This window comes from Paenibacillus swuensis (genome assembly GCF_001644605.1).
Taxonomy (GTDB): Bacteria; Bacillota; Bacilli; order Paenibacillales; family DY6; genus Paenibacillus_N; species Paenibacillus_N swuensis.
This window is the reverse complement of the sequence record NZ_CP011388.1, coordinates 1,037,200-1,062,422: the sequence shown is the minus strand read 5'-3', so window position 1 is coordinate 1,062,422 and position 25,223 is coordinate 1,037,200. Positions and strand designations below refer to the sequence as shown.

At 48.8% G+C, this 25,223-nt stretch carries 20 protein-coding genes and 1 pseudogene; 13 read left to right on the top strand and 8 right to left on the bottom strand.

Annotation, left to right across the window (positions count from 1 at the left end; translation table 11 throughout):
• Nucleotides 1-3 precede the first annotated feature (3 nt).
• Nucleotides 4-1,104 carry a CdaR family transcriptional regulator gene (locus SY83_RS04525; protein WP_157279785.1) on the top strand — a complete coding sequence of 367 codons (1,101 nt, stop codon included), beginning with the start codon at nucleotides 4-6 and terminating at the stop codon, nucleotides 1,102-1,104.
• Nucleotides 1,105-1,191: 87 nt separating this feature from the next.
• On the opposite strand, the gene SY83_RS04520 is transcribed toward SY83_RS04525, so the two are convergent.
• The gene (locus SY83_RS04520) at nucleotides 1,192-2,442 is read right to left on the bottom strand and encodes an MFS transporter (RefSeq protein ID WP_068604649.1); all 1,251 of its coding nucleotides are present in this window, start codon (nucleotides 2,440-2,442) and stop codon (nucleotides 1,192-1,194) included.
• Between the two features lie 320 nt (nucleotides 2,443-2,762).
• Complete coding sequence (locus tag SY83_RS04515) at nucleotides 2,763-3,602, bottom strand: AraC family transcriptional regulator (protein ID WP_068604647.1); 840 nt, start codon at nucleotides 3,600-3,602, stop codon at nucleotides 2,763-2,765.
• Between the two features lie 200 nt (nucleotides 3,603-3,802).
• On the opposite strand from SY83_RS04515, the gene SY83_RS04510 reads away from it, so the two are divergent.
• The 5 genes from SY83_RS04510 to SY83_RS04490 are packed head-to-tail and all read left to right on the top strand — an operon-like array spanning nucleotide 3,803 to nucleotide 9,570.
• Nucleotides 3,803-4,864, top strand: coding sequence for an amidohydrolase family protein (locus tag SY83_RS04510; protein ID WP_068604645.1), 1,062 nt, complete (start codon nucleotides 3,803-3,805; stop codon nucleotides 4,862-4,864).
• Nucleotides 4,865-4,885: 21 nt separating this feature from the next.
• A complete protein-coding gene (locus tag SY83_RS04505) occupies nucleotides 4,886-5,257 on the top strand; it encodes a Rieske (2Fe-2S) protein (protein WP_068604643.1) in 372 nt (123 codons plus the stop codon).
• Nucleotides 5,254-6,477, top strand: coding sequence for a polysaccharide pyruvyl transferase family protein (locus SY83_RS04500; RefSeq protein WP_068604641.1), 1,224 nt, complete (start codon nucleotides 5,254-5,256; stop codon nucleotides 6,475-6,477). The genes SY83_RS04505 and SY83_RS04500 overlap by 4 nt, the downstream gene beginning before the upstream one ends.
• A complete protein-coding gene (locus tag SY83_RS04495; RefSeq protein WP_068604640.1) occupies nucleotides 6,474-7,670 on the top strand; it encodes a glycoside hydrolase family 88 protein in 1,197 nt (398 codons plus the stop codon). The genes SY83_RS04500 and SY83_RS04495 overlap by 4 nt, the downstream gene beginning before the upstream one ends.
• A gap of 13 nt (nucleotides 7,671-7,683) precedes the next feature.
• Complete coding sequence (locus tag SY83_RS04490) at nucleotides 7,684-9,570, top strand: DUF2264 domain-containing protein (RefSeq protein ID WP_231891375.1); 1,887 nt, start codon at nucleotides 7,684-7,686, stop codon at nucleotides 9,568-9,570.
• A 43-nt stretch (nucleotides 9,571-9,613) separates the two neighbouring features.
• On the opposite strand, the gene SY83_RS04485 is transcribed toward SY83_RS04490, so the two are convergent.
• Nucleotides 9,614-10,423 (bottom strand): helix-turn-helix transcriptional regulator, encoded by an 810-nt coding sequence (locus SY83_RS04485; protein WP_068604638.1) that lies wholly within the window; start codon nucleotides 10,421-10,423, stop codon nucleotides 9,614-9,616.
• 88 nt (nucleotides 10,424-10,511) lie between these two features.
• Between SY83_RS04485 and SY83_RS04480 the strand changes: the two are divergent.
• Nucleotides 10,512-11,096: pseudogene (locus SY83_RS04480) on the top strand (DODA-type extradiol aromatic ring-opening family dioxygenase); the annotation flags it as partial.
• A 387-nt stretch (nucleotides 11,097-11,483) separates the two neighbouring features.
• Here SY83_RS04480 and SY83_RS04475 read toward each other — a convergent pair.
• The 3 genes from SY83_RS04475 to SY83_RS04465 form a co-directional block, all read right to left on the bottom strand.
• Nucleotides 11,484-12,422 (bottom strand): hypothetical protein, encoded by a 939-nt coding sequence (locus SY83_RS04475; protein WP_068604633.1) that lies wholly within the window; start codon nucleotides 12,420-12,422, stop codon nucleotides 11,484-11,486.
• A gap of 288 nt (nucleotides 12,423-12,710) precedes the next feature.
• A complete protein-coding gene (locus SY83_RS04470) occupies nucleotides 12,711-14,342 on the bottom strand; it encodes a hypothetical protein (RefSeq protein WP_068604631.1) in 1,632 nt (543 codons plus the stop codon).
• A gap of 116 nt (nucleotides 14,343-14,458) precedes the next feature.
• Nucleotides 14,459-15,055, bottom strand: coding sequence for a helix-turn-helix domain-containing protein (locus SY83_RS04465; protein WP_082882318.1), 597 nt, complete (start codon nucleotides 15,053-15,055; stop codon nucleotides 14,459-14,461).
• Between the two features lie 60 nt (nucleotides 15,056-15,115).
• On the opposite strand from SY83_RS04465, the gene SY83_RS23720 reads away from it, so the two are divergent.
• The 6 genes from SY83_RS23720 (at nucleotide 15,116) to SY83_RS04440 (ending at nucleotide 22,456) form a co-directional block, all read left to right on the top strand.
• Complete coding sequence (locus SY83_RS23720) at nucleotides 15,116-15,280, top strand: hypothetical protein (protein WP_331710011.1); 165 nt, start codon at nucleotides 15,116-15,118, stop codon at nucleotides 15,278-15,280.
• Nucleotides 15,262-15,651, top strand: a complete 390-nt coding sequence (locus SY83_RS04460; protein WP_331709984.1) for a LysE family transporter — start codon at nucleotides 15,262-15,264, stop codon at nucleotides 15,649-15,651. The genes SY83_RS23720 and SY83_RS04460 overlap by 19 nt, the downstream gene beginning before the upstream one ends.
• A gap of 31 nt (nucleotides 15,652-15,682) precedes the next feature.
• Entirely contained in the window at nucleotides 15,683-16,843 is a 1,161-nt protein-coding gene (locus SY83_RS04455) for an O-antigen ligase family protein (protein WP_197479972.1), read from the top strand.
• Between the two features lie 118 nt (nucleotides 16,844-16,961).
• Complete coding sequence (locus SY83_RS04450) at nucleotides 16,962-19,397, top strand: S-layer homology domain-containing protein (RefSeq protein ID WP_068604625.1); 2,436 nt, start codon at nucleotides 16,962-16,964, stop codon at nucleotides 19,395-19,397.
• Nucleotides 19,398-19,522: 125 nt separating this feature from the next.
• Nucleotides 19,523-20,788: a threonine ammonia-lyase IlvA gene (gene ilvA, locus SY83_RS04445; protein WP_068604623.1), complete on the top strand. Its 1,266-nt coding sequence runs from the start codon at nucleotides 19,523-19,525 to the stop codon at nucleotides 20,786-20,788.
• 42 nt (nucleotides 20,789-20,830) lie between these two features.
• Complete coding sequence (locus SY83_RS04440) at nucleotides 20,831-22,456, top strand: sensor domain-containing diguanylate cyclase (RefSeq protein WP_068604621.1); 1,626 nt, start codon at nucleotides 20,831-20,833, stop codon at nucleotides 22,454-22,456.
• Between the two features lie 88 nt (nucleotides 22,457-22,544).
• On the opposite strand, the gene SY83_RS04435 is transcribed toward SY83_RS04440, so the two are convergent.
• Nucleotides 22,545-23,372, bottom strand: coding sequence for an MBL fold metallo-hydrolase (locus SY83_RS04435; RefSeq protein ID WP_068604619.1), 828 nt, complete (start codon nucleotides 23,370-23,372; stop codon nucleotides 22,545-22,547).
• Nucleotides 23,373-23,435: 63 nt separating this feature from the next.
• Nucleotides 23,436-25,223, bottom strand: a complete 1,788-nt coding sequence (locus SY83_RS04430) for a sensor histidine kinase (protein ID WP_068604618.1) — start codon at nucleotides 25,221-25,223, stop codon at nucleotides 23,436-23,438.

Genomic DNA, 25,223 nt, shown 5'->3' with positions numbered 1-25,223 from the left:
TTTTTGATTACAAATGAGCTAGCGACGGAGATTGTTAGGGAAACGATGTTCCGTACGCATTTCAACATCAATGTCATGGATGCGAGAGGGTATATTATCGCTTCCGGCGACTCATCAAGGCTTGGACATTATCACGCCGCGGCAGCTTACGTTATTCGACAGCGCCAGGAACTGCTGATCGATGAAACAAATCAATCCCGCTGGAAGGGATCTCAGCCCGGATTGAATTTACCGATTATCATTCATGGACAGGTTGTTGGTGTCATTGGAATTTCAGGAAGGATGGAGCAGATTGAACCGGTTGCTCAGTTAGTGAAGATGACTACAGAGCTGATGATTAAACAGAGCCAACTGAAGCTGCAGCAGGAATGGAGGCAGCTGCATATCGACTGGATTCTGAAGGAACTTGTGGAAAGTACAGAAATCGATGAGGGGAATATGCGTCAGCGGCTTCAAGCCATTGGATGCAGCATCACCCCCCCATATCAAGCCATTGTGATTGAACACGAATCCTCTCTCCAGTTTAATACCGCAGAGAGATTTTTTGATGTAATGAGTCGGGGGATAGCAGACAGGTCCGTCTTCCTAAGCGCCTATCGTCCCCATCGAACCTTATTATTGTGCTATGGAAATGCGTCTTCTTCGTTATCATATAATATTGATCAGGTACGCCAGGTTGTAACCTCTTATACATCAGACTATCGCATGGGGATCGGATCCTTAATCCAATCGCTTCATGAGGTGCGTTCCAGCTTTGAAGAAGCGGAAGCGGCGCTTCGCTACCCAAGCAAGGATGAACGAGTCCTCACATACCGCCAGATTCAAGGTCCCCTTATCATTCATGAACTGCCTAGCCAGACCAAGGAAAAACTTATTAAAGCGTCCAAAGCGTACTGGGATGACAAAATCGAGGAAACCCTTAAGGCGTTTTTTGCATCCGATCTTAATATTGCAGAGTCCGCCAAGATGCTCGGTATCCACCGGAATACCATGCTTTATAGGCTGGAACAAATACATAAGCTAAGCGGTTATAATCCCCAAAAATTTCAAGAAGCCCATATGTTGCAGTGGATCGTTTGGCTTCAAAAGGCCTTGCGCGCTTAAGGGGAGATTGGTTGATTGATGAGCAAATAAGATAGTTAACTCCGTTTACAAAAAAAAATCCGACCCTGACGAACAGGATCGAATCTCTTAGCGTACCGTGCCCTCCGCCGGCACCAACACAGGGGCATCCTTGTCGGGGTCGAACCCCTTCGTTTCCCTGGCGAAGAACAACACCGTCAGCGCACCGATAACGATCGCCACGAAGAAGATCGTGAAGATCGAGGCAATGGCGACCTCACGCGCCACCAGCACCCCGACCAGATACGGCCCGATCACGCCGCCGATCCGGCCGAACGAAGCCGCAAAACCGACGCCCGTGGAGCGAATCGCCGTCGGGTAGAGCTCCGGCGTATAAGCGTACATGCCGCCCCAGGCACCGAGGTTGAAGAAGGATAGCGAAATCCCCGCCGCTATCAGCATCCCGTCGGTATCGGCGTTGCTGAACCACAGTGTGCTCACCGCGGTCAGCAGCAGATAGACGACAAGCACGAACTTGCGGCCGAAACGTTCAATAAAGTAAGCGGCGGTGAAATAGCCCGGAAGTTGAGCCAACGTCATGATGAGAACGTACTGGAAACTCTTCACCAACGTGAAGCCCTTCAACACCATCACCGTCGGCAGCCACAGGAACATGCCGTAATAAGAGAACACGACGGTAAACCACAGAATCCACAGCGTAATGGTGGACTTGCGGTACTTGTCCGACCAGACGGACGCGAAGCGCTGCTTGAACGGCAGCTTCACCCGCTGCCGCTGGAAATTCGGCGGATCCTGAATCGCCCGCCGCAGGTACAGGGCATACAGCGCCGGAAACGCGCCGATGACAAAGGCGGTGCGCCATCCGTAAGCGGGGATGACGAAGTAAGCGATGAGCGCGGCCAGAATCCAGCCGCCCGCCCAGAAGCTTTCGAGCAGCACCACCGCACGGCCGCGGTCATCCGGCCGCACCGACTCGGACACGAGCGTGGACGCTACGGGCAGCTCGCCGCCGAGGCCGAAGCCCGCGATGAAGCGCAGCACGCAGAGGAAGGCGAAGCTCGTCGCGAGCGCCGACAGCCCGCTGGCCGCGGAGAAGATCAGCAGCGTCCACAGCAGCACCGCGCGCCGGCCGTAGCGGTCGGCCATCGAGCCCGCAACGGCGGCGCCCACGGCCATGCCGATCGAGTTGGTCGCCGCGAGGAGTCCGATCTGCTCCCCGTCCAGCTTCCACTCCACCGCAAGCGCGGCCGCGATGAACGAGATGATGCCCACATCCATCGCGTCGAACAACCAGCTGAGTCCCGCGCTGAACATGAGCTTACGCTGCTTCGGATCACGCAGTAAAGTAAGTGATGACATGGTCATTCTCCTTAAGATAGGTACATTTTGGAATGCTAATGCCTATACTTTACCCATATTTACCTTTTCTTAAAAAAATTCTTGTCTCTGTTGGATATGTTGCTTGGGCAACTGCCACGTATTACATGCATTTCAGCGGATGCTGGGTTATCCCGAAGAATCAAGTAAACATAATTTTCGTTATGCTCAAAAAACACTTGTAAATAAACCACTGAGCTTTCGGGATAACCCAGCATTCCAGTTCCAATAAGTATCCGTCACACCCCATATTTTATAACTTTATATCATATTAAAATATACCCTATGCATAAGCCTTTCAGTTAAGCTTTACGATACTCACTGGGCGACATCCCAATCTCTCGGGCAAACATACGCGCAAAATAGAACGAGTCCGCATACCCCGACAGCCTGGCAACCTCTACGATGGGCAGCTCTGTTGTGCGCAGCAATCTTTTGGCCGCATCCAAACGAAGCTTATTCAGGTACTGTACGGGGGAGATCCCTGTATGTTTTTTGAACACGGTGGAGAGATAGCTTTCCGATAATCCCGCTTCTTTCGCCAGATCGCCGCGTGTGATTTTCTCCTGATAATACTCTCTCATGTAGTCCATGCAATGCTCAATCGACTGTTGAAGATCTTCCCCATAGGCTTCGGCCGACACGGAGTTTAACTTGGACAGCTCATTCCATACCCGGAGAAACAGGAGCTTCGCCCGCCATTCATACCCCAAACTCTTCTCATGCCAGGTCTCATAGGCTTCCCGAAACAAACGGTTTACACGGGACGATACTTCCAACTGGACAATGGGACTGAACTGGAAATGGTCCGGCATCCTTTCGGAAATCCGCGGCGTCTTCCCTTCCCACGTTACAAATGCCGGATAGTAATGAAAAGAAATGAAGTGAAGCGTATTTGTCGGCTCGGTCCGAATGACCATTTCTTGTCCGGGAATCATGATGAAAACAGTGCCGGGCACAAGCTCATAAGCTTGCTGATTCAATCGAAGCGAACCCTCGCCGGATTCAACCCACACCAACGTATGGATCCCTGTCTGGCCCCTGGCCAGCACATAATCATTGGATTCCCAGAAGGGCTTGTCCCGGTATACAACCTCTATAATCTTGGGATTTAACTGGGACAGCAGCTCCGTATTCCACATCGTTAACCCACACCTCTTTATTTTTTAAGTACAAAAATACAGCTATATCATTCCAAATTCCATTATAGACGAAGTATCGGCAGAAAAGTGACTTTTTCAATCAAACAATACTCCAGTTATTTCACATTATTCTCTATTCAACGTTGCCTCAATTCTGGTTAGTATGAGGATATACAAACCATAACCGGAGGCGAACCAGCATGAAAGAATTGCCTAAATTGATTGATACAGATGTCCATAACGCTATAGGCGCGAACGAGAATCTACTTCCTTATCTGGCAAGAGAGTGGCATCAACAATGGCTGTGGACGGGGTCCGGGGTCGGTAACCCGTTTCACTCCCCGATCGGTGTGATGCGTAAAGACGCAACCCCTCCTTCCGGCGGCGAAGCCGGATCCGATCCGGAGTACATGTTAAAGCACCATTTGGACAAATACGACATTGATTACGCGATTCTGACCGGTTCGGGTATTCTGGGCATTTCCCTGCATGTCGACCCGGATTATGCGAATGCGATAGCCTCAGCTTACAATGACTGGCTTTCGAATACTTGGCTTAAGGTCAGCCCTCGCTACAAGGGGTCGATCTTGATCAACAATTCCGATCCCCAAGCGGCCGCCAAGGAAATTGACAGAATGGCTTCCAACAAGGACATGATTCAGGTCATTATGGCTTCCGGCGCCCGTATGCCTTACGGCCAACGATTCTATCATCCGATTTATGAAGCCGCCGAACGTCACGGGTTGCCGATTGCCATTCATCCCGGCACGGAAGGCCGCGGAACCGCGGGTGCGCCGACGCCGTCAGGCATCCCTACACGCTATATGGAATGGCACAACATCCTGCCGATCAATTATATGACGCATGTCAACAGCTTGGTCTGCGAAGGTGTGTTCGAGAAATTCCCTGGTCTGAAATTCGTTGCCATTGAAGGCGGCATCGCCTGGTTACCTCATCTGATGTGGCGCATGGATAAGAACTTCAAAGCGTTGCGGGATACGACGCCTTGGCTGAAAAAGATGCCATCGGAGTATATCAAACAGCATATTCGACTGACCACCCAGCCGATTGAAGAACCGGCGAAGCCGGAGCACCTGGTGCAGATCTTCGAAATGACCGGCGCTGAGGACATGGTGATGTTCTCCACGGATTATCCGCACTGGGATTTCGATAATCCGTTAATGGTGTTAAAGGGTTTTCCGAAAGAAATGCGAGACAAAATCAAGGCGGGCAACGCCATTAAACTATACGGCCTGAGCTAAAGGGATAGGAGGAATCGGAACATGACAACACGTCATCTTATAGGAAACGCGTCTGACATTAAGGAAAAGAAGCGAGTGATCGCGAATGTAAAAGGCATGGAGCTGGGCATTTTCTATGTGGACGGGGAATTTTACGCCTACCGTAATCTGTGTCCGCATGCGGCAGCTCCGGTTTGTGAAGGTCCGGTTTGCGGGACTTACCTGCTCTCGGATGTGTACCAGTATCAATACGGGAAAGACTCCGAAGTGGTTCGTTGTCCTTGGCACGGCTGGGAATTCGACCTGAAATCCGGAGAGCATCTGGCTGATCCATCGACCAAGTTACGGGGATATCCCGTCGTTGTAGAGAACGATCAGGTGTATGTGGTGCCCTCGACAGGGGTGAAATCATGAGCAGAAAAACTACCATCCTTCTTCGTTCATCCTGGCAGGTTATAAATATCGGGGATATTGCGCATACACCCGGCGTGCTCACTTTGTTGGAGCGCGATCTGCCCGGGACGGAAGTTATTCTCTGGGCGTCCGATTGCTTTACAGAGGAAGCGGAAGCGGCTATTCGCAAGCGCTTCCCTGATCTTCAGACCGTCAAAGGACGCATCGGAAACGACGGCCGGGCCGATAACCAGCAGCTTCAAGAAGCGCTGGATCGGAGCGGCTTCCTGCTTCACGGCTCGGGTCCATTACTCGTCGGGCACGAGGATATGGACGCTTACACCCGGCACTACGGCAAGCCCACTGGCGTGTTCGGCATTACCTACGGCGGTTACAATGAATCGAATTGGCCGGATGTGCAGCGCATCTTATCGCAGGCCGCGTTCATCTACTTCAGAGATTCCGTCTCCCTCGAGAAAGCGAAGAGCGACGGCATCACCAGTCCGCTGATGGCATTCGGTCCGGATGGCGCTTTCGCCGTTGATTTGCGGGACGATGCCCGCGCCGAGGCTTTCTTGGCTGAGAACGGTCTTGAACACGGCCGGTTTCTCTGCTGCATCTCCAGATACCGGTACACCCCGTTCTGGGAGGTGAAAGACGTCCCTTTCCACGAAGAGAAACACGCCCGGAATGAAGCGATGAAGGAACAGGATCATGCGGAGTTGCGTCAATCGATCATCGAAGTTGTCAGGAATACAACGCTGAAGGTGCTGATCTGCCCTGAAGACATGACTCAGATGGAACTTACTAAGGAGATGCTGTACGACAAGCTGCCTGAGGATGTGAAGCCGCGTGTGGTGTGGCGCGAGCATTTCTGGCAACCCGATGAGGCATTAAGCGTCTATGTTCGTTCCGCCGGACTGTTCGGCAGCGAAATGCATTCGCCGATCATGTGTATCGGCAACGGGATCCCCGCCATCGTATGCCGGTGGCAAGAGCAATCCACGAAGGGCATCATGTGGCGGGATATCGGCCTGGACGAGTGGCTCTTCGATCTGGATCTGCCCGAGGAGCGGGCCCAAGTTGTTCCGGCGGTCCTTGGCCTTGCTACGAACCTTGAAGAAGCCAAGAAGAAAGCTGTACTAGCGAAAGAACGGGTCGAGAAGTTGCAGCGAAACATGACGGAAGCCCTGCGGCAGGAACTCTCAAAGATTACAGTAATGGAGGAATCATCCCTATGAACCAAGTATATCAAGTACGTAATGAAGGCATTCGCCATGCGGCCAAGTACGAGCAAACCCCTGCTGTTACCGCAGCATTTTGTGATGATGCTATCTCTTATATTTTAAAGAAAATCGATGAGAATCTGGAAACCTTTACTCACCAATATCCAGCCCCCGCGAGTGTCAACAACGTCTATCCGGCGATTGACAATGTCGAATGGACATCCTCCTTTTGGACGGGAATGCTGTGGTTGGCGTATGAAGTGACAGGCGATGAGAAATACCGCAAAGTCGCGGAGATCCAGCTGGAGAGCTACAAGGAACGGGTCGATGGACGAATTCACACCGGTACGCACGATCTGGGCTTCCTGTATACGTTATCGAGTGTTGCCGGGTACAAGCTAACGAACAGTGAAGAGGCTAAGGAAACCGGTATCAAGGCTGCGGATTTATTGATGGAGCGCTATTTCGAGAAAGCGGGCATTATTCAGGCGTGGGGCGGTGCGGATGATCCCGAGAACGGCGGACGGATGATTATCGACTGCTGCATGAATCTGCCGCTGCTCTATTGGGCCAGCGAAGTTACAGGGGATCAGAAATACGCGGACGCGGCTTACACTCATGTGAAGATGGCGGAGAAGTACATCATTCGTGAAGATGCATCCAGCTATCACACGTTCTTCATGGATATCTATACCGGCGAACCGAAATACGGCCGAACCGTTCAAGGTTACTCCGACCAGTCCTGCTGGGCGCGGGGGCAGGCTTGGGGCATCTACGGCTTCCCGCTTAGCTATATTTACACAGGAGACAACGGCTTGATCGATCTGGCCAAAAAAGTAGCCAACTACTTTATCAACCGCCTGCCTGAGGATGATGTGGCTTACTGGGATCTGGTATTCACGTCCGGACCGGAAGAGCGCGACAGTTCATCCGCGGCGATCGCGGCATGCGGCTTGCTGGAGCTTGCCAAGCATCTGCCGTTAACGGATCCGGACAAGCGATTGTACGAGAATGCGGCGATGTCGATGGTGAAATCCCTGGCCGACCATTACACCAGCGTAGATGTGCCGGAATCGAACGGTGTATTATTGCACGCCGTGTACGCTAAGCCGCATGACAAGGGCATTGACGAGTGCAACATCTGGGGCGATTATTATTACTTTGAAGCGCTGGTCCGACTGAAGAAGGACTGGGCGTTGTACTGGTAGAATGAGGATGACGATGACGAAGAATCGGGGAAACTCCATGCAACGAAATGATCAACTACTGGCCGCCAACCCTTTAATAAGCAAAAAAGATCTCGCCCAGGCCGTCAAGGACCTGTGCGACCCTCTGGTTCCTTATTACAGCCCGGATGGTTCGATGTTGGACATCGGGCCCACCGCCTCCAGAGCGTCCGTCCGAACAGCTCGGATGGAAGGATTCGCAAGACCGTTATGGGGCTTGGCTCCCCTCATGGGCGGCGGCGGGTCTTGGGAGCACTGGGATGTGTATCTCCGGGGCATTCGCAGCGGCACGGATCCGAACCATGCGGAATATTGGCATGATCTGCATGATTGTGATCAGAAGATGGTGGAGCTCGCCTCGCTGTCTCTTACGCTCATTCTCGCGCCGGAGCATTGCTGGGAACCGCTGAACGCGCAGGAAAAAGCGAATTTGACCGCTTGGATGGGACAGACGAACAAGCGGGTTACCGTGGATACGAACTGGCTGTTTTTCCGAGTACTGGTCAATGTGGCGTTGAAGAAGGTCGGCGCCGAATATGATGAGCACCGGATGGAGCAGGACTTGAACCGTCTGGACGAATTTTACCTGTCCGAGGGATGGTATAAAGACGGCGACACCGAGCAGATGGATTATTATATTCCGTTCGCCTTTCACTTCTACAGCTTGATCTACGCGAAGGTGATGGAGCAAGAGGATCCCGCTCGCAGCGCAACGTATAAGGAGCGCGCCGCTTTGTTCGCCAAGGACTTTGTCCATTGGTTTGGGGCGGACGGAGCCGCATTAGCTTTCGGACGGAGTCTCAGTTACAGGTTCGCGCAAAGCTGCTTCTGGGGCGCTCTTGCCTTCGCGGACGTGGAAGCTGTGCCTTGGGGCGAGATGAAGGGCTTGCTGTTGCGGAATCTTCGCTGGTGGTTTAAGCAACCCATCTTTACCACGGAAGGCATCCTTACGATCGGTTACGCCTACCCGAACCTGATCATGGCTGAAAGCTACAATGCGCCGGGATCTCCTTACTGGGCGTTGAAATCCTTCATCCCGTTGGCGCTTCCCGATGACCATCCGTTCTGGATGGCGGAAGAACTTACGTTGCCGGAGTTGCCGCCGGTGTCGGTTCAGGAAGAAGCGCGGATGACCTTATGCCGGAACGAGGCGGGCGATCACGCGGTCGCCTTTACTTCGGGGCAGCATGCCGCTTTCGAGCCGGCTCATACGTCGGCCAAATACGCGAAGTTCGCCTATTCCAATGTGTTGGGCTTCAGTGTGCCTAAGGGCAACTTCGGGTTGGAGCAAGGCGCCTACGACAACGACTTGGCCTTGGCGGAGCGCGACAATCTCTACCGCACCCGCCGGAGATGTGAACAGTATCGCATCGAGGATCGGCTGATCTACTCACGGTGGAAGCCGTGGAAGGATGTTGAGGTGCGCTCCTGGCTTGTGCCGGGGCTGCCATGGCATGTCCGGATTCACCGCATCGAGACAGCCCGTGAGCTGGACATCGCGGAAGGCGGATTTGCCATTCCCCGAGAGCGGAATCACGCGCCGTACCATACGGGAGAGCTTATCCAATCCGATGAACAGATCGCGGCATTATCTCCTTGGGGCGGTACCGGGATCAAGTCATTGCTGGGAGAAATGAAAGCCGTGCTGCTTCACCCCGAGCCAAACACCAATCTGATTCACCCCATGACCATCCTGCCAATGTTAACGAAGCAACTGGAGCCGGGTACGCATTGGATCGCTTCCTCCATCTTCGTCAGCACCGGTACCGAGACGGAACATGCGCGGGAAGCTTATGAGCAAGGTCCGGTTCTTGAAGTCGTTAACGATACGATGATAGTGAGAAGTTTGGATGCAAACGTGTTGGAGCTAAAAAGATTCTAAATGACAATGAACCCCGCAGCGTTCGATCTGCGGGGTTCTTCATTTATTTGGCTTTACGGTAAAGGGTCGGTGAGTTACCGATGCGCTTTTTGAACAATTTAGAAAAGTAGTACAAGCTGTTAAACCCGCACTCCGCCGCGATAACCTCCATGCTGTCATGGCTGTTGATCAATCGAATCTTCGCCTCCTCGATCCTTCTTGCGATCAGATCCTCTTTGGGACTTGTCCGAAAAAACTTCTGATATAACACAGAGAATCGCTCCGCGCTTAAATTCACAAGACTCCCCATCTGTTCTACTGTCCATGGCCGACTGAATTCCCGATGAATTTCGGTCCTTGCCTCTATAAAAGGCTGCTGGTATTCACGTTCAGAAACGCTGAACTGTTCCAATTGATATGACGTTGCGGAATACCTTCCCAAGGTGAAGAACACATCTTCCAGGATGAGTTGTACTTTCCGCTCCCAGAACGGCCGGCTCATAGACATTTCCGAATCCATGGATTTAAAATGGCTGCGGAGAAACAGGCTTTGATTCGTTCGGATCAGCTGATTTACAGGCAGTTCATAGGCAGTAATCCAATGCGGAATGATAGGGCCGCCGAAATGCATCCAATCGTTACGAAACCCTTCATCTGCGGGTAACACCGTTCCGTGATATTGCGGGAAGATCGGATCATACAGAATACAATCGCCGGGCAAACCGTATTCGATCCCGGATTCCGTTCTTGTGAAGAAAGGGGTCGAGAAACACAGTAACACATAACATCCCTCACCCTGGGGGCGGTCAATGACAAAGTCCGGATGATGCGGAGTATTCATTCCAATTAATGAAATATGGTACGCGGTAGACATAAGAGCCTCCATCCCGTTCAACTAATAAACGAAAAGTACAAATTGTTAAAGGGAATATCTATTTTTATATGAATTTAAAAGCTTAAAATATGATTTCGGAGGGTTTCCGGACGCCTTGTTCGCTATGAAATACCCGGCGCGCGGGTCATCGGAAGTGGCAGGTAAAGTAGCGGAGCGATTGAAACGTAACGGATTGGCACATGAACAAAATTTCTCACGCGGACTCGACCACGGCTCCTGGGTCATCTTGTCCCGTCTGTTTCCGGAGGCGAATATTCCGGTAGTGCAAATCTCGGTGAATCCGGATGCGGATCCGGCTGAGCACTTTGCGATTGGCGAGGCGTTACGCGGACTGGGCGAGGAAGACATTCTGGTCATCGGTAGCGGGGCGACGGTGCACAATCTGCGTATTCTGGACTGGGGCAGCCAGACGGCGGAGCCTTGGGCGGTTGCGTTTGACGACTGGATCGTCGAGCGGATGCAGAGCCGCCGGAATGAGGAGCTGTTCGACTATATGCAGTTGGCTCCGGAAGCTCGTCGCGCGGTGCCGCGTGCGGAGCATTTTGTGCCGATCCTGATTGCTTATGGAAGCGGGAATCCGGAAACGAAGCCGCAGGTTATCCACCGCAGCTATGAATTCGGGTCCTTGAGCTACCTTTGTATGTCTTTCTGAGGCGAAAAAAGGCGATATCCCCTTGACTCAGCAAAGGGTGATCGATGGCGATATCCCATTGACTCAGCTTAGGCTTGATTGGTGAGAATCATTGGAGTAAGCAGTGCTGGCAACGAGCCGGCACTGCTTACTCCATGTTTTTTTGTCATGAAGTGAACACATCACACAACCAAAGTGACAGGGAACAGTAGTAATACACTTAGCTGATTCAATGGGAAATCCGGCATTTGAGGGCTTAGAAGAAAATAAACTCCCGGACGAAGCGGCTTTCACATGATGCTCCAAACGCGCAAATAGCCCGCCCCAGGTTAAAACCGGGTAGCGGACTATTTTTGCGGCTATATGCTATTAACCATGGGTGCCAACAGGCTTTTTTGTCCACGAAGATTAAATAGGCACGTTCACCTTACGAAATTTCTCGACCTCAGGCGTCAGCTTGTAATCATGTTCCGCTACAACGTCCATGAACTGCTGAAGCAGCTTCAGGTAACCCGAGGATTTGCCCTTATTCGCTTGCAGGATGAGTGTGTAGCCTTTTTTGGCATTGGCCTGCATCGTTTTGGTCTCGTAATCGAAGAGAGGGGTGTTGTTCAGCCCGTAAAATGTCATTGTTTTGTAATTGTGAAGGAGATTCTTCACTTGGGCTGTACGGTTGGAACTCGGATACATCGTAACGAATCGTTCCTGAGCCAAGGCGCGGTTCGCCAGTTCTTGATAACCCAGCAACAGCGCGGCGTCTTTGGCCACGGCTTTTTCGGACTCCGCGGTCATGATGTCAAGGTAGGTTTTGATGTCAGCGGTGATGTAATTTCCATACTTCTGAAATGCGGCATAACGCACGACCGGGAAGTAGAATCCCTCCGCCGTTTCCAGACGATAGTTCATTTCGGATGCGTCTTTTAATGCAGTGCGCAGGCTTGAATTCTTTACCTTGTTAGCTACCGTCTGGAACGAATCCCCCGGTCTGTACACTTTGCTAATTTCGGTTTGCCACTCGGGTTTAGCCAGTTTGTCGACCCTCCCCGGTAGTGCTTTCACAAGCGCGTTCTCTAAATGTAACACCATGATCGTCGCCTGATATTTAGAGGCTTTGCCGATGTTCGCATCCAGGTAGTCAATGGCTTGCTGCAGCTGCCCTTTTTTCAGTAATGCTTCAAACTTGTTATAAACTTGATTGGATGCAGCCGCACTGGTAACCGCAACAGGTTGAGCATCAGATGCCGCTGCGGAAGTGGATGCGACAGGTCCGACCTGTAAAGCGAGTGTTAACACCGCCAAGGCGGATAATGCAACTTTTTGAACAGGGAAAGATGGTTGAGTATGCATAATGGATGTCCTCCGTAAGTTGTATTCAGTTCCTACTCATACCTTACCCAACAATGATTTCAATGATATATCGCCATGTTTCCAAAATGTAAACTTTCCCAACTTTGGTGCAATTCATGTTGAGCGCATGTTGGCCAGTCGAAGAAATACATTTGCATCACAGCACAGATAAACCTCCAAATATCCAATAGTATAAGGCTTAACTACTGAATATATGGAGGTGTTAAAATTGGAACTTGTTCTTAATTTTTAGAAAATAATAGTAGTATCATATGATTAATTTAAGGTCTAACGAATGTAGTAATCCTGGCTTACGGCATAAGCATCCGTTGGTGTACCGTTCTCGTCTGTGAGAGCTCGCTGAGGAATAGTAAAACCAAAATAAGATCCTACCAACAAATACTTAGAGAACTGTAAAGTAAGTTCATTATTGCGAATGGTGGTTGTAATAGTTACATCATTAATTTCCTTGCTTTTGTAAAATTCGATTTGTTCAAAAGCAGGCCCTGGTACAATATTCCCGCTGTATTTTAACACAATTTTGTCTATTGGGGGGGTATATTCCCCAAGTGGTGATGATGAAACATAGGGGCTGTTACTGCTCGCCAAGGCGCTCAATACGGTGTCAGCAAAGGACCCATATAGCTTGTTGTTTATATATTTAGCATTGTCCAAGCTTGAGGCAAACTTAGCAGCTACAGGTTGGTTGTAGCTTGAAGTATAATGATTCAACCCCGCGTCAACCATAATCTGGCCATCATCATGAATATGAATTCTTTCGGTTCCAAATTGATGTATGTTAGATAAATTTATAACCGTTTTCTGTAACCCCTGTGTATTAATCATCGTGGCTTGAAATTCATTGTTCATCGCTGTACTATAAGCAGCCCACCCGTTATGTACTTCATAGTGGATATGAGGCGTTCTGCGGTGGAAACGATACGTGTGTAACAGGATGGGAGCATTGGATCCCTTTTTATAATACAACTTGAAATTATGTGTATCATGCACGGTCTCATACATCAGGTTCACGCCGTCATAAACGAATCCGGTTGGTGTTTCATCAGGTTTGTGTAATAGTGTTACCTTTCCTTCACTATACTTCATAAAACCGGTGGTCTTATCAAGATATAACACGTCACCGTTAGCCAGAAGTTCGGCTTTACCGCTGTACTTTTCAACAACAGTACTTACGACTCCCGTCAACATGTCTCGCAGATAGAATTCCGTATGATTGACGGACTTCTTATATAAAGCGTATTTGCCCTTCACTTGTAACGTTTCATAACCGTGATGTCTTAAAGATAATACGGTACCATTCTTATATTCGTGCATATAACCGGTACTATCTTGCAATAGACAACCTAGAGGGGTTAATTTTCCGTTCAGGATCGTTCGGGCTATCTTGATGGGTGTGTTAGCCCCGGTGTGTCGGTTCTTAGTGAAAGCTCCGTAGATGTTTACATAGAGAATTCGATTTTCATTGAAGTCAAGAATGCGTCCAACTACGCTCTGTTCTTTCTTTAGCCGGAGGCTAGGGTCTACGTAAATGGGAAAGAGGGTTCGAGTATATTGTTTACCGTCGTAAGCTTCAAAGGTTAGGGTCTGTTTCCCAAAATTTCCTTTCATGGATATATCTTGTTGAATAATACCATTTGGGCTACTTGCCAGAAAATAACTTGTTGATGAATCACTAGAGTATAACTTAAGTGAAGCCTGAGAATAGTCATCTGCCGTATAAGCATTAATGTAGACGGAGGAAGTCACGAATTTATTTGGATAAGGGGACCGGATGCCAATATAGGGTGGTTTGTCTTGAACCGGAGCCGCGGCACCAATGACAATACCTTGTAAAGGGACCAAAAGGGAAATTATAGCGAACAGAAGCAGGGACGAGAGCGTTCTTCTAAGTACATTCATTAAATCCAACCTCCATATGTAATAAAATAACTTATATGATACAAACTGTATCATTATAAATACCTTTAAAACATGTATCCTATGGCATGGTTTATTAGGTTGATTGTACTAAGTTGTCAGCTATAATGAATCACCATCGTCAATCGAGTTTTCGTATCGCCGGAATGATGATAGGCATGCGGACGATCCGCCCGAAAACGGATAGAATCTCCCTGTTCCACGGTGTACTCCTCGTTGTCCACGCGAACGGTAACCGAACCCTTGTATACGGTGATAAACTCCTCCGTTCCCTCACGGTGTGGCTCGGCACTCCAGGATCCGCCCTTGTCAATTTCCACGGAATACATTTCAAACCGCCGTCCCTCTTCATAAGGAAAGAAAGGGTATACCCTGAATCTCCCCTGATCTTCTACCAGCGGCTGAATTTCCTTTTTCTTAACAATGACGGTATCCGGTTGAGGGTCATGAATTAATGAAGTAAAAGAGATCTTCAACCCATTCGCTATTTTCCACACGGTATTAATGGTTGGATTGGATTCTTCGCGTTCGATCTGACCGAGCATCGTTTTGCTGACGCCTGTTAGTTCCGATACTTTATCCAGACTTAACTTTTTCTGCTCTCGTAGTATTTTGAGATTTTTGGCAAGGACGATATTAATATTCTCCAAAACAAAACCCCCTTGTGCTATATAACGACCAATATGTATACTCATAAAGCACAGACGTTAAAACGTACATTTTGTTCAAGTATAGCATATAAGGAGGGGGTTTACATGTTAATCGTTCCGTTTTTGTTATATGTTTTTGTCACTACGTTCACGCCGGGTCCTAACAATCTGCTGTCGATGTCCAATGCGCACCAGTACGGCTTTAAGAAAACACTTCGGTTCATATTTGGCATATCATTTTGTACCAATACATGCCTGAAATTAAGTTAACGATGAGTCTTTGCGGAAGTTTGTATATGGTCTATCTTGCAATCCAGATCATGAGAAGTACACTTAAGGAAAAGGATCCGGAGGATGAGGGGCGAAATTCTTTCTTCTCGGGTGTCATGCTGCAATTTATGAATCCCAAAGGAATCTTATATGCGTTAACCGTGGCATCGACGTTTATCATTCCGTTTTATAAATCCAGCATCAGCCTGGTGATGTTTGCTGTCTTGTTGGCGGTAGTTACATTCTTGTCCAACACCTGCTGGGCTATCTTCGGGTTCGTATTCAGGAAATTTCTATCCAAATATGAAAGACCGTTTAATTACACGATGGGCATATTATTGATTTATGGCGCGGTCTCTATCTATTTTTGAAACTATAAAACATAAGCAAAGGAAACTCATCATGTCTAATGTAGCAATAAACAACCATTCTATAAAAACTCCAAACTTTCCGTTCTGGGTCCTGACGGCTTACTTATGGGTTGGCGCATTGTGCGGGGGTTACTTTTTCCCAACATCTTATGTTGTATCCGGACTGGGGTTAGTCATGGCCATGGGTGTTACCATCTGGCGGGACAAAAAAATCGAGCTGACCTGGCTTCATCTGGGGCTTGCGCTGCTGGTTACGCTGTACTGGAGTGCTTGCTTGTACGCCGCAAGTCCTTCGCTCGCTGTCAAGGAGGCTGCCAAAATCACAAGTGTGTTTCCTGTAGCTTTTCTGGCTTCCCGCTTAACAAGCACTTTGCAATGGCGGCTTATGCGTCAAGTTGCTTGGGTGGGGACTTTCCTGGTGGTATGGGGTTGGTTTTTTCATCTGTTCCGGAATGGACGGCTGGAATCCACGTTCGGTTACGCCAATACTTTGGCTATTCTTTTATTGGTGGGGATTGCTGTAGCTTGGCGGGCTTTATCGTCTGGCGGTGACCGAATCATGTGGCTGCCCATCCTCGTGTTGACGGCAGGACTCATTCAAACGCAATCGCGAATGGTGCTGCTACTTTTCGGGGGCTGGCTCATTTATACGATTATGGTTTCAGTGTTTTGGGGAGAAAACCGCAAGAGGACTGCGATCTTCCTGGGTTTAGCATCTGTTGCGGCAGTGGCTGTCGTGTTATGGGCTGGCATCGGCGGCAGGTTAATGCGTTGGGACTGGAATACACCTGAGTTAAAGCTGCGACGTGTATATTGGGAAGACGGTTTCGAGATGGCAAGCCGGTTCTGGTACAGAGGTCTTGGAGGCGGAGGGTGGGAAGCGTTGCATCCCCCGGGGTATTTTGTGAAATATGTGCATCAGTATTATCTGCAATTGGTATTGGATGTGGGAGTTGCGGGGTTGCTGCTTTTTTTGGGTATTGTAGGAGTTACAGTATGGAGCGCTCTGAGGGGGAAAAGTCCGGTTACTCATCTTTATCTTCCGTTGATTATTATATTTCTGGTTCATGCGGGATTTGATATCGATTTCTCTTTTTCGCTCTGTTTCGGGGTTTTCATCCTGTGTTTGGCATGTTTTAACGGAAATTCACCATCATATATCTGGAGATTAAAAATAGGAACAAAGAACTAATTAGATACAAAATGTAACACATTTTGCTAAAATCTATGAAAATAGTATTGTCTAAATGGTAGTTACGACTTACAATAAGGAGGAATTATTTAGGACATTTGAGGGAGAGTGCAGAATTTTGAAATCGCAAGGTATTCGCAAATTAAGTATGGGATTGGCTTTTATGTTATTGCTTCAACTCAGTTTTCCTTTGTTATCTTATGCGGCAGGGCACATTCAGTTGCAATATGATGCTAACACGGGTAAGGTGTCCGGCACGATATATTCAAAAGTTCGTTATCCTCAAGTAAATCTATTTGCGATGAATCCAAAGAATATTAACGGCACGCTGAAGAATGAAGGGTACTCTGTCTATCACAATGTGTATTGGTATACGGTGGATGGAACAACCTATCCGGGGTATAATGTAACTTCAATGATGGTCCACGGAGGCTTCTGGCCGGAGGGAATTGCCACAACGGTTAACGGTAATGTATATACCTCGGTTGCAGATGCGATCCCGTATGCTCCATACCTGACTTACGTATCGTACATACCAAAGAACGGTAGTTATAATATAAGTTTCCATTGGGATAGCTCAAAGGACAATTACGATCTGACTGGATACAACGTATATGTCGGTGGAGTTTTAAAACAAACATCCTTAAACAGTCACTATGAATTCAATTTTGTCCCTGCCTCCACGTCAACGAGCATTGAAGTTTCTGCTGTAGATCAGGCAGGGCAAGAATCGGAAAGAAGATTATTAAAATACACTACACCTGGAATTATGAAGGACACTGTAGTCCACGTAGATGGTAAAGAGTCAAATGTCTTGTTGCTTCCCGAGGAAAACATCATTTCCTTCATTCCAGTGAATGAGCGTACGGAGCCGGACAGCTATGTTTATTTGCAAATGAGTGGCTTCAACTTGCGCAACATCGAACTGGATGATCTGGAGTTGGTAAACGATAATAATGTCCTGCATCCAACTAAAATAGACGTATATTTTGAAAACCAGATTAACTTTAAATTTGCAGAAAAGCTCGAGAAAGGCAAAAAGTATACGCTTAGACTTTCCAGCTTAAGTGAAGGCGACGAAATAACAACGCGTAATATTAATTCGAACAAAACTTACGTATATATGTCTATCTCAGGTAACAACCATGATGCGATTGACATATTCCGCAAAAACATCGTCATTGGCGATCCTTTCGCACCTGAAAAACCAACAAATCTAAACGTGATTAGCGGTGACAGCAGCGTCTCCTTAACATGGGATGCCAACAAAGAAGCGGATCTTGCCGGTTACCTGGTATACATAGACGGTAAGCTGCTAACACCGGAGCCGATTACGGCTACCAGCTATTCCATTAACGGTCTAAATAACGGTACAACTTATCATGTCAATGTTTCCGCAGTGGATAAAGTAGGTAACGAATCTCTTCAGGCGTTTAGATATCCTAAACCTGCAGCTGCCACAGCAATTTACGTACCGGCTCCGCCTGTAACGATTCAACCTGATTCTTGTGTGACTTTAGATAAAGACGCCAAAAAAGCCGCGTTACAAGTAAATCCTACTGGATTGACTCAAGACAGCGTGCTAAAACATGATTGCTCAACATTTAAAGCCGATATTTCCAGCGAAACGCTTAACAAGTTAAAAGGCTTGATTCCTGCCAATGAATTAAAGGATGCACAGCTATTGTTTTCCTTTGATAAAGTTAAAGCTGAAGCGGTACAAACAGCAATCGCTGCCGCAACTTCGAAGTTGAATAGCGTCAAGCTTCAAGCGGCAGGAGATGTTTATGATTTAAACCTTTCTTATCGGATGATCGGAACTAATAAAGAAACGAAACTATCCCAACTGGATACGCCTATCACCTTGAAATTTAAACTAAGTGCCGGTGTTGATGCGGAGCTAACAGGTCTCTATTACATGGGAACTAACGGGGAACTGGAATATATCAGCAGCCAAATGGTAGACGGCATGTTAGTAGCGGATGTGTCCCGTGTCGGTAGATATGGTGTGTTGGAATACACTAAATCCTACACTGATGTGGCGAGCAACCATTGGGCAGCTAAAGCTATTACGAAGCTGTCTGCACATCATGTGATTACCGGTGTGAGTGACACTGCATTTGCTCCTAACCTTGAGTTGACCCGTGCGGAATTCGCCGCGTTACTAGCGCGCAAGTTAAACTTGAAAGCTAAAGGTGCAGTAAGCTTTACGGATGTTCCCGCTAGTCAATGGTATTCTGATGAAATAGCGGCTGTTATGGAAGCGGGAATTGTTTCAGGACGTACCGCGACAACATTCGCACCGGCAGAAAAAGTAACACGCGCTGAAATGATTGTCATGCTCATGAAAGCTTATGAAATCCAAACAGGCAAACCTCTTGAAAGTTTGTCCGAAAATACCTTCACGGATGCTTCACTCATCGGTACATGGGCACAGAAACATGTTAATGCCGCTAAGAAGCTTGGTTTCATTGAAGGCCGCGGAGATGGAAAGTTCAGCCCGCAAGGCACAGCAGTACGCGCCGAAGCCGCATTGCTGATCTCTAAATTCTAAGAACTACATTTATTTTTAAGCCTCCTGAAATTTTTTCAGGGGGCTTTCTTTTATACCTAAAATATAGGCTATAATAGAATGATCCAAAATCATATCATGTACGTTTAATTAAAGGGGTACTCTACATGTCCACACACGCATACGAAGCTATCATCCAAGCTGAAGATATATTAAAGGCGCATCAGGCGCTAAGGCAAGTCATCTCGCCCACCCCTTTGCAGAGAAACGATCTGCTGTCTAAGCGGTTTAACTGCGAGGTTTATCTCAAAAGAGAAGATTTACAAGTCGTTCGTTCCTTCAAAATACGTGGAGCATACAATAAAATTATTAACCTCTCGCCAGAAGAGCGCGCGAACGGAATCGTCTGTGCCAGCGCGGGAAATCATGCGCAAGGTGTCGCGTATTCCTGCATGGCTCTTGGAATTCGGGGAACGATCTTCATGCCCCAGACGACGCCAAAGCAGAAAATTACGCAAGTGAAGCTGTTCGGCGGGGAACACATCAACATTCAGCTCATTGGAGACACCTTTGACGAAGCGGCTGCCCATGCGATGGAGCACGGCGCTATGCACGGGATGACGTTCATCCACCCTTTTGACGATCCGCAGATTATTGCAGGTCAGGGGACGGTGGGCTATGAAATGCTGGAGCAATCGGATGCCCCGGTGGATTATGTGTTCGCTACAATTGGCGGGGGCGGGCTGGCCGCGGGGTTGTCTGTGTATGTGAACGCCGAGAGCCCGGCGACGCGAATTATTGGTGTGGAGCCGGAATCTGCCAACGGGATGCAGGTTTCCATCAGCGAAGGACAGGTGACGATGCTCGAGACCATTGACAGCTTCGTAGACGGCGCCGCGGTGAAGAAGGTCGGCCAGCTTACCTACGACATCTGCTCACATCTGCTGGATGATATCGTGACGGTGCCTAACGGCAAAGTCTGCTCGACGATTCTGGAGTTATATAACTCCAACGCGATTGTTATGGAACCGGCGGGCGCTTTACCGGTGGCCGCGTTGGAGAGCTACAAGGATAAGATCGAAGGCAAACGCGTCGTCTGCGTCATTAGCGGCAGCAATAACGATATCGATCGTTTGCAGGATTTTAAAGAGAAATCGCTGATTTATGAGGGATTAAAGCATTATTTTATCATAAACTTTCCACAACGGGCCGGAGCTCTGCGCTCTTTCCTGGAAGATGTGTTAGGTCCGAATGACGATATCACCCGTTTTGAATATATTAAAAAAACCTTCCGTGAACATGGTCCCGCACTGGTTGGCATTGAATTAAAGTATCCGCATGATTACGAGCCGCTGATTAAACGCCTGGCAGATTGGGATCAGCACTTTATCGCTATTAATAAGGATCACACGTTGTTCGGCTTTCTTGTATAAAGTCATAAACGAGCTTTTCGGATCCATAGTGGAGGAATGAAGATGTCTTTGCGTTTGCGAACCCTGTTTGCGGTTGTATTTGGCTTGCTGATTATGGGATTGACAGGAATATTCGGCTATATCATCAGTAAGGAGTCAACCAGACAGGTGGAACGGTCCATAGGCGGGTCCTTGTCCGAGACGGCATATCAGATGGCCGAAAAGCTGGACTATTTCATGTGGTCGCGGGCGGGTGAGATCCAGGTGCTGAGCCGATTGGAGACATTTCAGGACACGGCGCGGCCGGACCGCATTCGTAATCTGCTGGATGAATTGCAGAACAACTTTCCGGCGTTCACATGGGTCGGTTATACCGATGCTCAAGGCAAAGTGCTGGCTTCCACGAATGGGATCCTGACCGGAGGCGACCTGTCCAAACGACCTGTGTATCTCAACGGCAGCAAGGGGATGTTCATCGGGGATGTCCATGAGGCTGTGCTTTTGTCCAAATTGTTGCCAAATCCTACGGGTGAACCGCTGCAGTTTGTGGATATCAGTGTGCCGGTTTATGATGCTTCAGGCGCGCTCAAGGGTGTTTTGGCCGCTCATTTAAGCTGGGCTTGGTCCCGTGAAGTGGAGCAATCAATCTTAAAGCCGTTGGAAGAACGATCGGAGCAATTGGATGCGTTTATTATCAGTAAGAAAGACAACACGGTGCTGCTCGGACCCAAGGATGCGGTAGGTAAGGCTATCAAACTGGCAAGTACGACGAAAGCGCAACAGGGACGTAACGGCTGGATGACCGAGACGTTCGCCGATGACAAGAAGTATTTGACAGGGTATGCTTACGGCAAAGGCTACCTGAATTATCCGGGACTCGGCTGGACGATTCTGGTTCGGCAACCGATGGAGACGGCTTTTTTCCCTGTGAATCAGTTGCAGCGGTTTATTGTCATTGTCGGTGTGCTCGGGACGTTGCTGTTCGGGTTGATCGGCTGGATCGCGGCAAGCTGGATTGCGAGGCCGTTGAAGCGGATTGCGGATGCGGCGGACGATCTGCGTTCGGGCAAAAGAGTCGAAATTCCCGTGCACACAGGCATCAAGGATATCGAGATTCTGTCGCTTTCGTTGCGGAAATTGGTGCACAACTTGACCGAGACCGAATCCGCGCTGGGTCAAATGGAGAATCTAGCCCATCATGACCGTTTGACCGGTTTGCCGAATCGCGCAGGCTTGGAGTTGTTTTTGGAGGGGGCAACAAAGCAGGCGGTGAAAGATGAAGTGACGCTCACCTTTCTGTTTATGGATTTGGACGGGTTCAAAAGCGTGAACGATTCCCTCGGCCATGCGTTCGGGGACCGATTGTTGCAACATGTCGCGGTTCGGCTTAAAGCCTGTGTGCGAGCGGGGGAGTTGGTCGTCCGCTTGGGCGGCGATGAATTCGTGGCCGTGTTGCGCACTTCGCACAGGACACCGACGGATGAGGCGCGCATGGTCGCGGGCCGTATGATCGCCAGCATCAATCAGCCGTTCTATTTGGACGGGGAGACCGTCAATATCTCGTGCAGTTTGGGCGGGGCGGTCTGGCCGGACAGCCACATTGATCCGGCGGAGGCGATCCGCTTGGCGGACGGGGCTCTGTATCAGTCGAAGCGGAGCGGCAAGAACCGGGCTACGTTTGCTTCTTAGGTAAGTCCGAAACCCGGCCGCAACCGCGAGAACAGTGTCCCCAGTGACACTGAAGGGCCGGAACCCGGCCGGGGGCCTAGCCTGTGGCTTAATCCACGTAACGCCCATGCTCCGGAACCGCGATGGTGTCGAAATCCGCAGCAAGCCGCTCCAAATTTACCAACAATTCATCGCCTGTCATCGGGATACCATGGCCCGTGATCGCCACCAACGGCCGCAAGTCAGCTAACGCGCGAACCGAAGCTTTGGCCGCCGCCCAATCTGTAGTGAAATACTTCGGAGGTCCGCTAATCTCCTGCTCCTGGGTAATTACCTTATACAGGGATTCCTGCTTCACGGTGACAAAAGCATCTCCCGCAATCAAAGCCCGATCACGCTCGCGGAACAAAGAGATGTGTCCAGGCGTATGCCCAGGGGTATGAATCCACCGCCACTCCGGCAACTCCGGTACGGTTCCATCGGCAGGAAGCGCATGGACATGCCCTTCGAGGTTAATGCCCTCATTCGGAAACAGGGGCGACAGCTCCGTGACCATTCCGCCGTCCACGGTAGGGTCCGCCGGCGGATAGTCCGCTTTGCCCGTCAGGTAAGGCAACTCCAGCTCGTGCGCGTACACGGGAACGCCCCATTTCTTAACAAGATCCACAATCGCGCCAACATGATCAAAGTGTCCATGCGTCAATATGATAGCCCGCGGCTTCATCCCGCCAAAACGCTCCTCAGCCCCGCGCATCAAAGTTTCCGCCGACCTTGGCATAGCTGCGTCTACAAGAACCCCACCTCGTTCCGCGTCACCAATATAGCACACATTTACAATCTGGACAGGCAGACAATATAAATCCGGCAACACTTCTTGTCCTTCGCCACTGGTTACAGATGTAACGGGCAGGATTAAATCATCAGACTTATTTTCCAAAGTTATCACCTCATAGGTAAGATTTAGCAGAACCTTTTATGGGATTTCCTATGAGGTGTGTTTTTATTCATTATGACTACAATTTTGTTCGTTCAGGTGCAAAGGCAGTGTAATTCGAACCTGAGTGCCGATCCCGATTCTGCTAAATACTTGCACACCGTAAGAATCACCGAAGGCCAACCGGATCCGTTCGCTAACGTTAAAGATTCCAAATCCCGACACGGCCTCTGTCTTCAAGATGGCGGCCTCGATTGCGGCTTGGTCCATCCCCATTCCGTCATCGATTATATCAATAACGATCCGCTCGTATCCGTCCCGGCTAACACGTATAACAATACCAACGCCCCGCTCATCATCCCAGATCCCGTGGTTAATACTGTTCTCTACGAACGGCTGAACAATGAGCTTAATCGTCTGGCAATGATGAAGGGTTTCATCAACATCATAATCCACATGAAGCATGCCTTTAAATCGAGTCTGTTGAATGGAGATATAGTTGCGGGTCAACTCTATCTCCTCACCGATCGTGATGATATTCTTCCCTTTATTCAGAGATATTCGATAGAATTTAGCCAAATGCTGCACCATTGCATAGACTTGGGAGTCCCCTTGCCTTAAAGCCAAGGCCGAAATAGATCCTAAGGTGTTATATAGGAAATGAGGATTAATCTGCGATTGTAGCATATGGAGTTCTGTCTCTTTTTTGGAAATCTCTTTTTTGTAAACTTCATTAATCAAATTATCAATCTTATCGGACATCTTCGTGAATGCCGAGGATACTTGGCCGATTTCATCGTTCCCCATATCATGTAGCTTGATATTGAAATCCTCTCGGCTTACTTTGCGAATTCCGCCCAGCAGACGCTCGAATCGTTTGGTTAGCAGTCCCGAAGTTAAATAAAGCAGAATAATCGCGGAAACCGTAATGGACAGCGCCATGAGCATAAGGTTGGTCGTTGCCGTTTGAGCTTTGGCAAGAAAGCTGCTATAGGGTACGACGGACACAGTCTGCCATCCGTTTTTGAGGGTACGGTACACAACCAGCGATCGTTCACCGTTATAAACAGTGTCAAAAGTACCCGTTGGCGATTGAGGAACCGTATGCTTCAATAAACTATGCAGATTGGTTGATAATAAAGTTTTATTTTTGGCAGAAACGATCACGCCCTGGGGGTCCGCAATGAAAATGTCTTTATTGGCAGACTCTTTGGCCATTAGTGAATAAATCTCATCTTCCTTCATATGAAAGACAAGCACCCCGTAAGGATAATTAAGGCTATTAATGTTTAACAGGCGGGCCAGCGTAAAGATATTAGTCTGTTCTTGATCCGTAATAATTGTGCCAAAAATAGGGTTGCCGAAGGTTTGAATCACCTGGTTGTACCATGCCGTACGGCGGATGGTATCGTCTATAGGTTTAATGTAATAACCGTCACTGGGAAAACGGTCATGTGAAATATATACGGAGATGCCGTACACGTCGGGATGCGTTGTTCGGATGTTGCCAAAGGTCCGGTTAATATATTCATAGGCCTCCAGGTATTCCGCACTTTCGGAATAATCCCTCGTCAAATAATCCTGTAATTTCACATCCAGATACAGCGCGGCGGAAATTTTCGTGTAATTGTCCATTTTGTCCTGAATGTTCTCTGAGATCTGGTTAATCGTGTTCGACATGGCGGAATAAGTCTGCTCGGTCAGCTCATTGCGAATCGTGTGGTAAGAGTAAAAGACAAATACATATAAGGGAATAATGGACAATAATAAATAAACAACAAACAACTTGGAGCGCAAGCGCATATTCAGAGCTACTCGGTTAAAAGAGTTAAGAACATTACGAATTACAGCCAT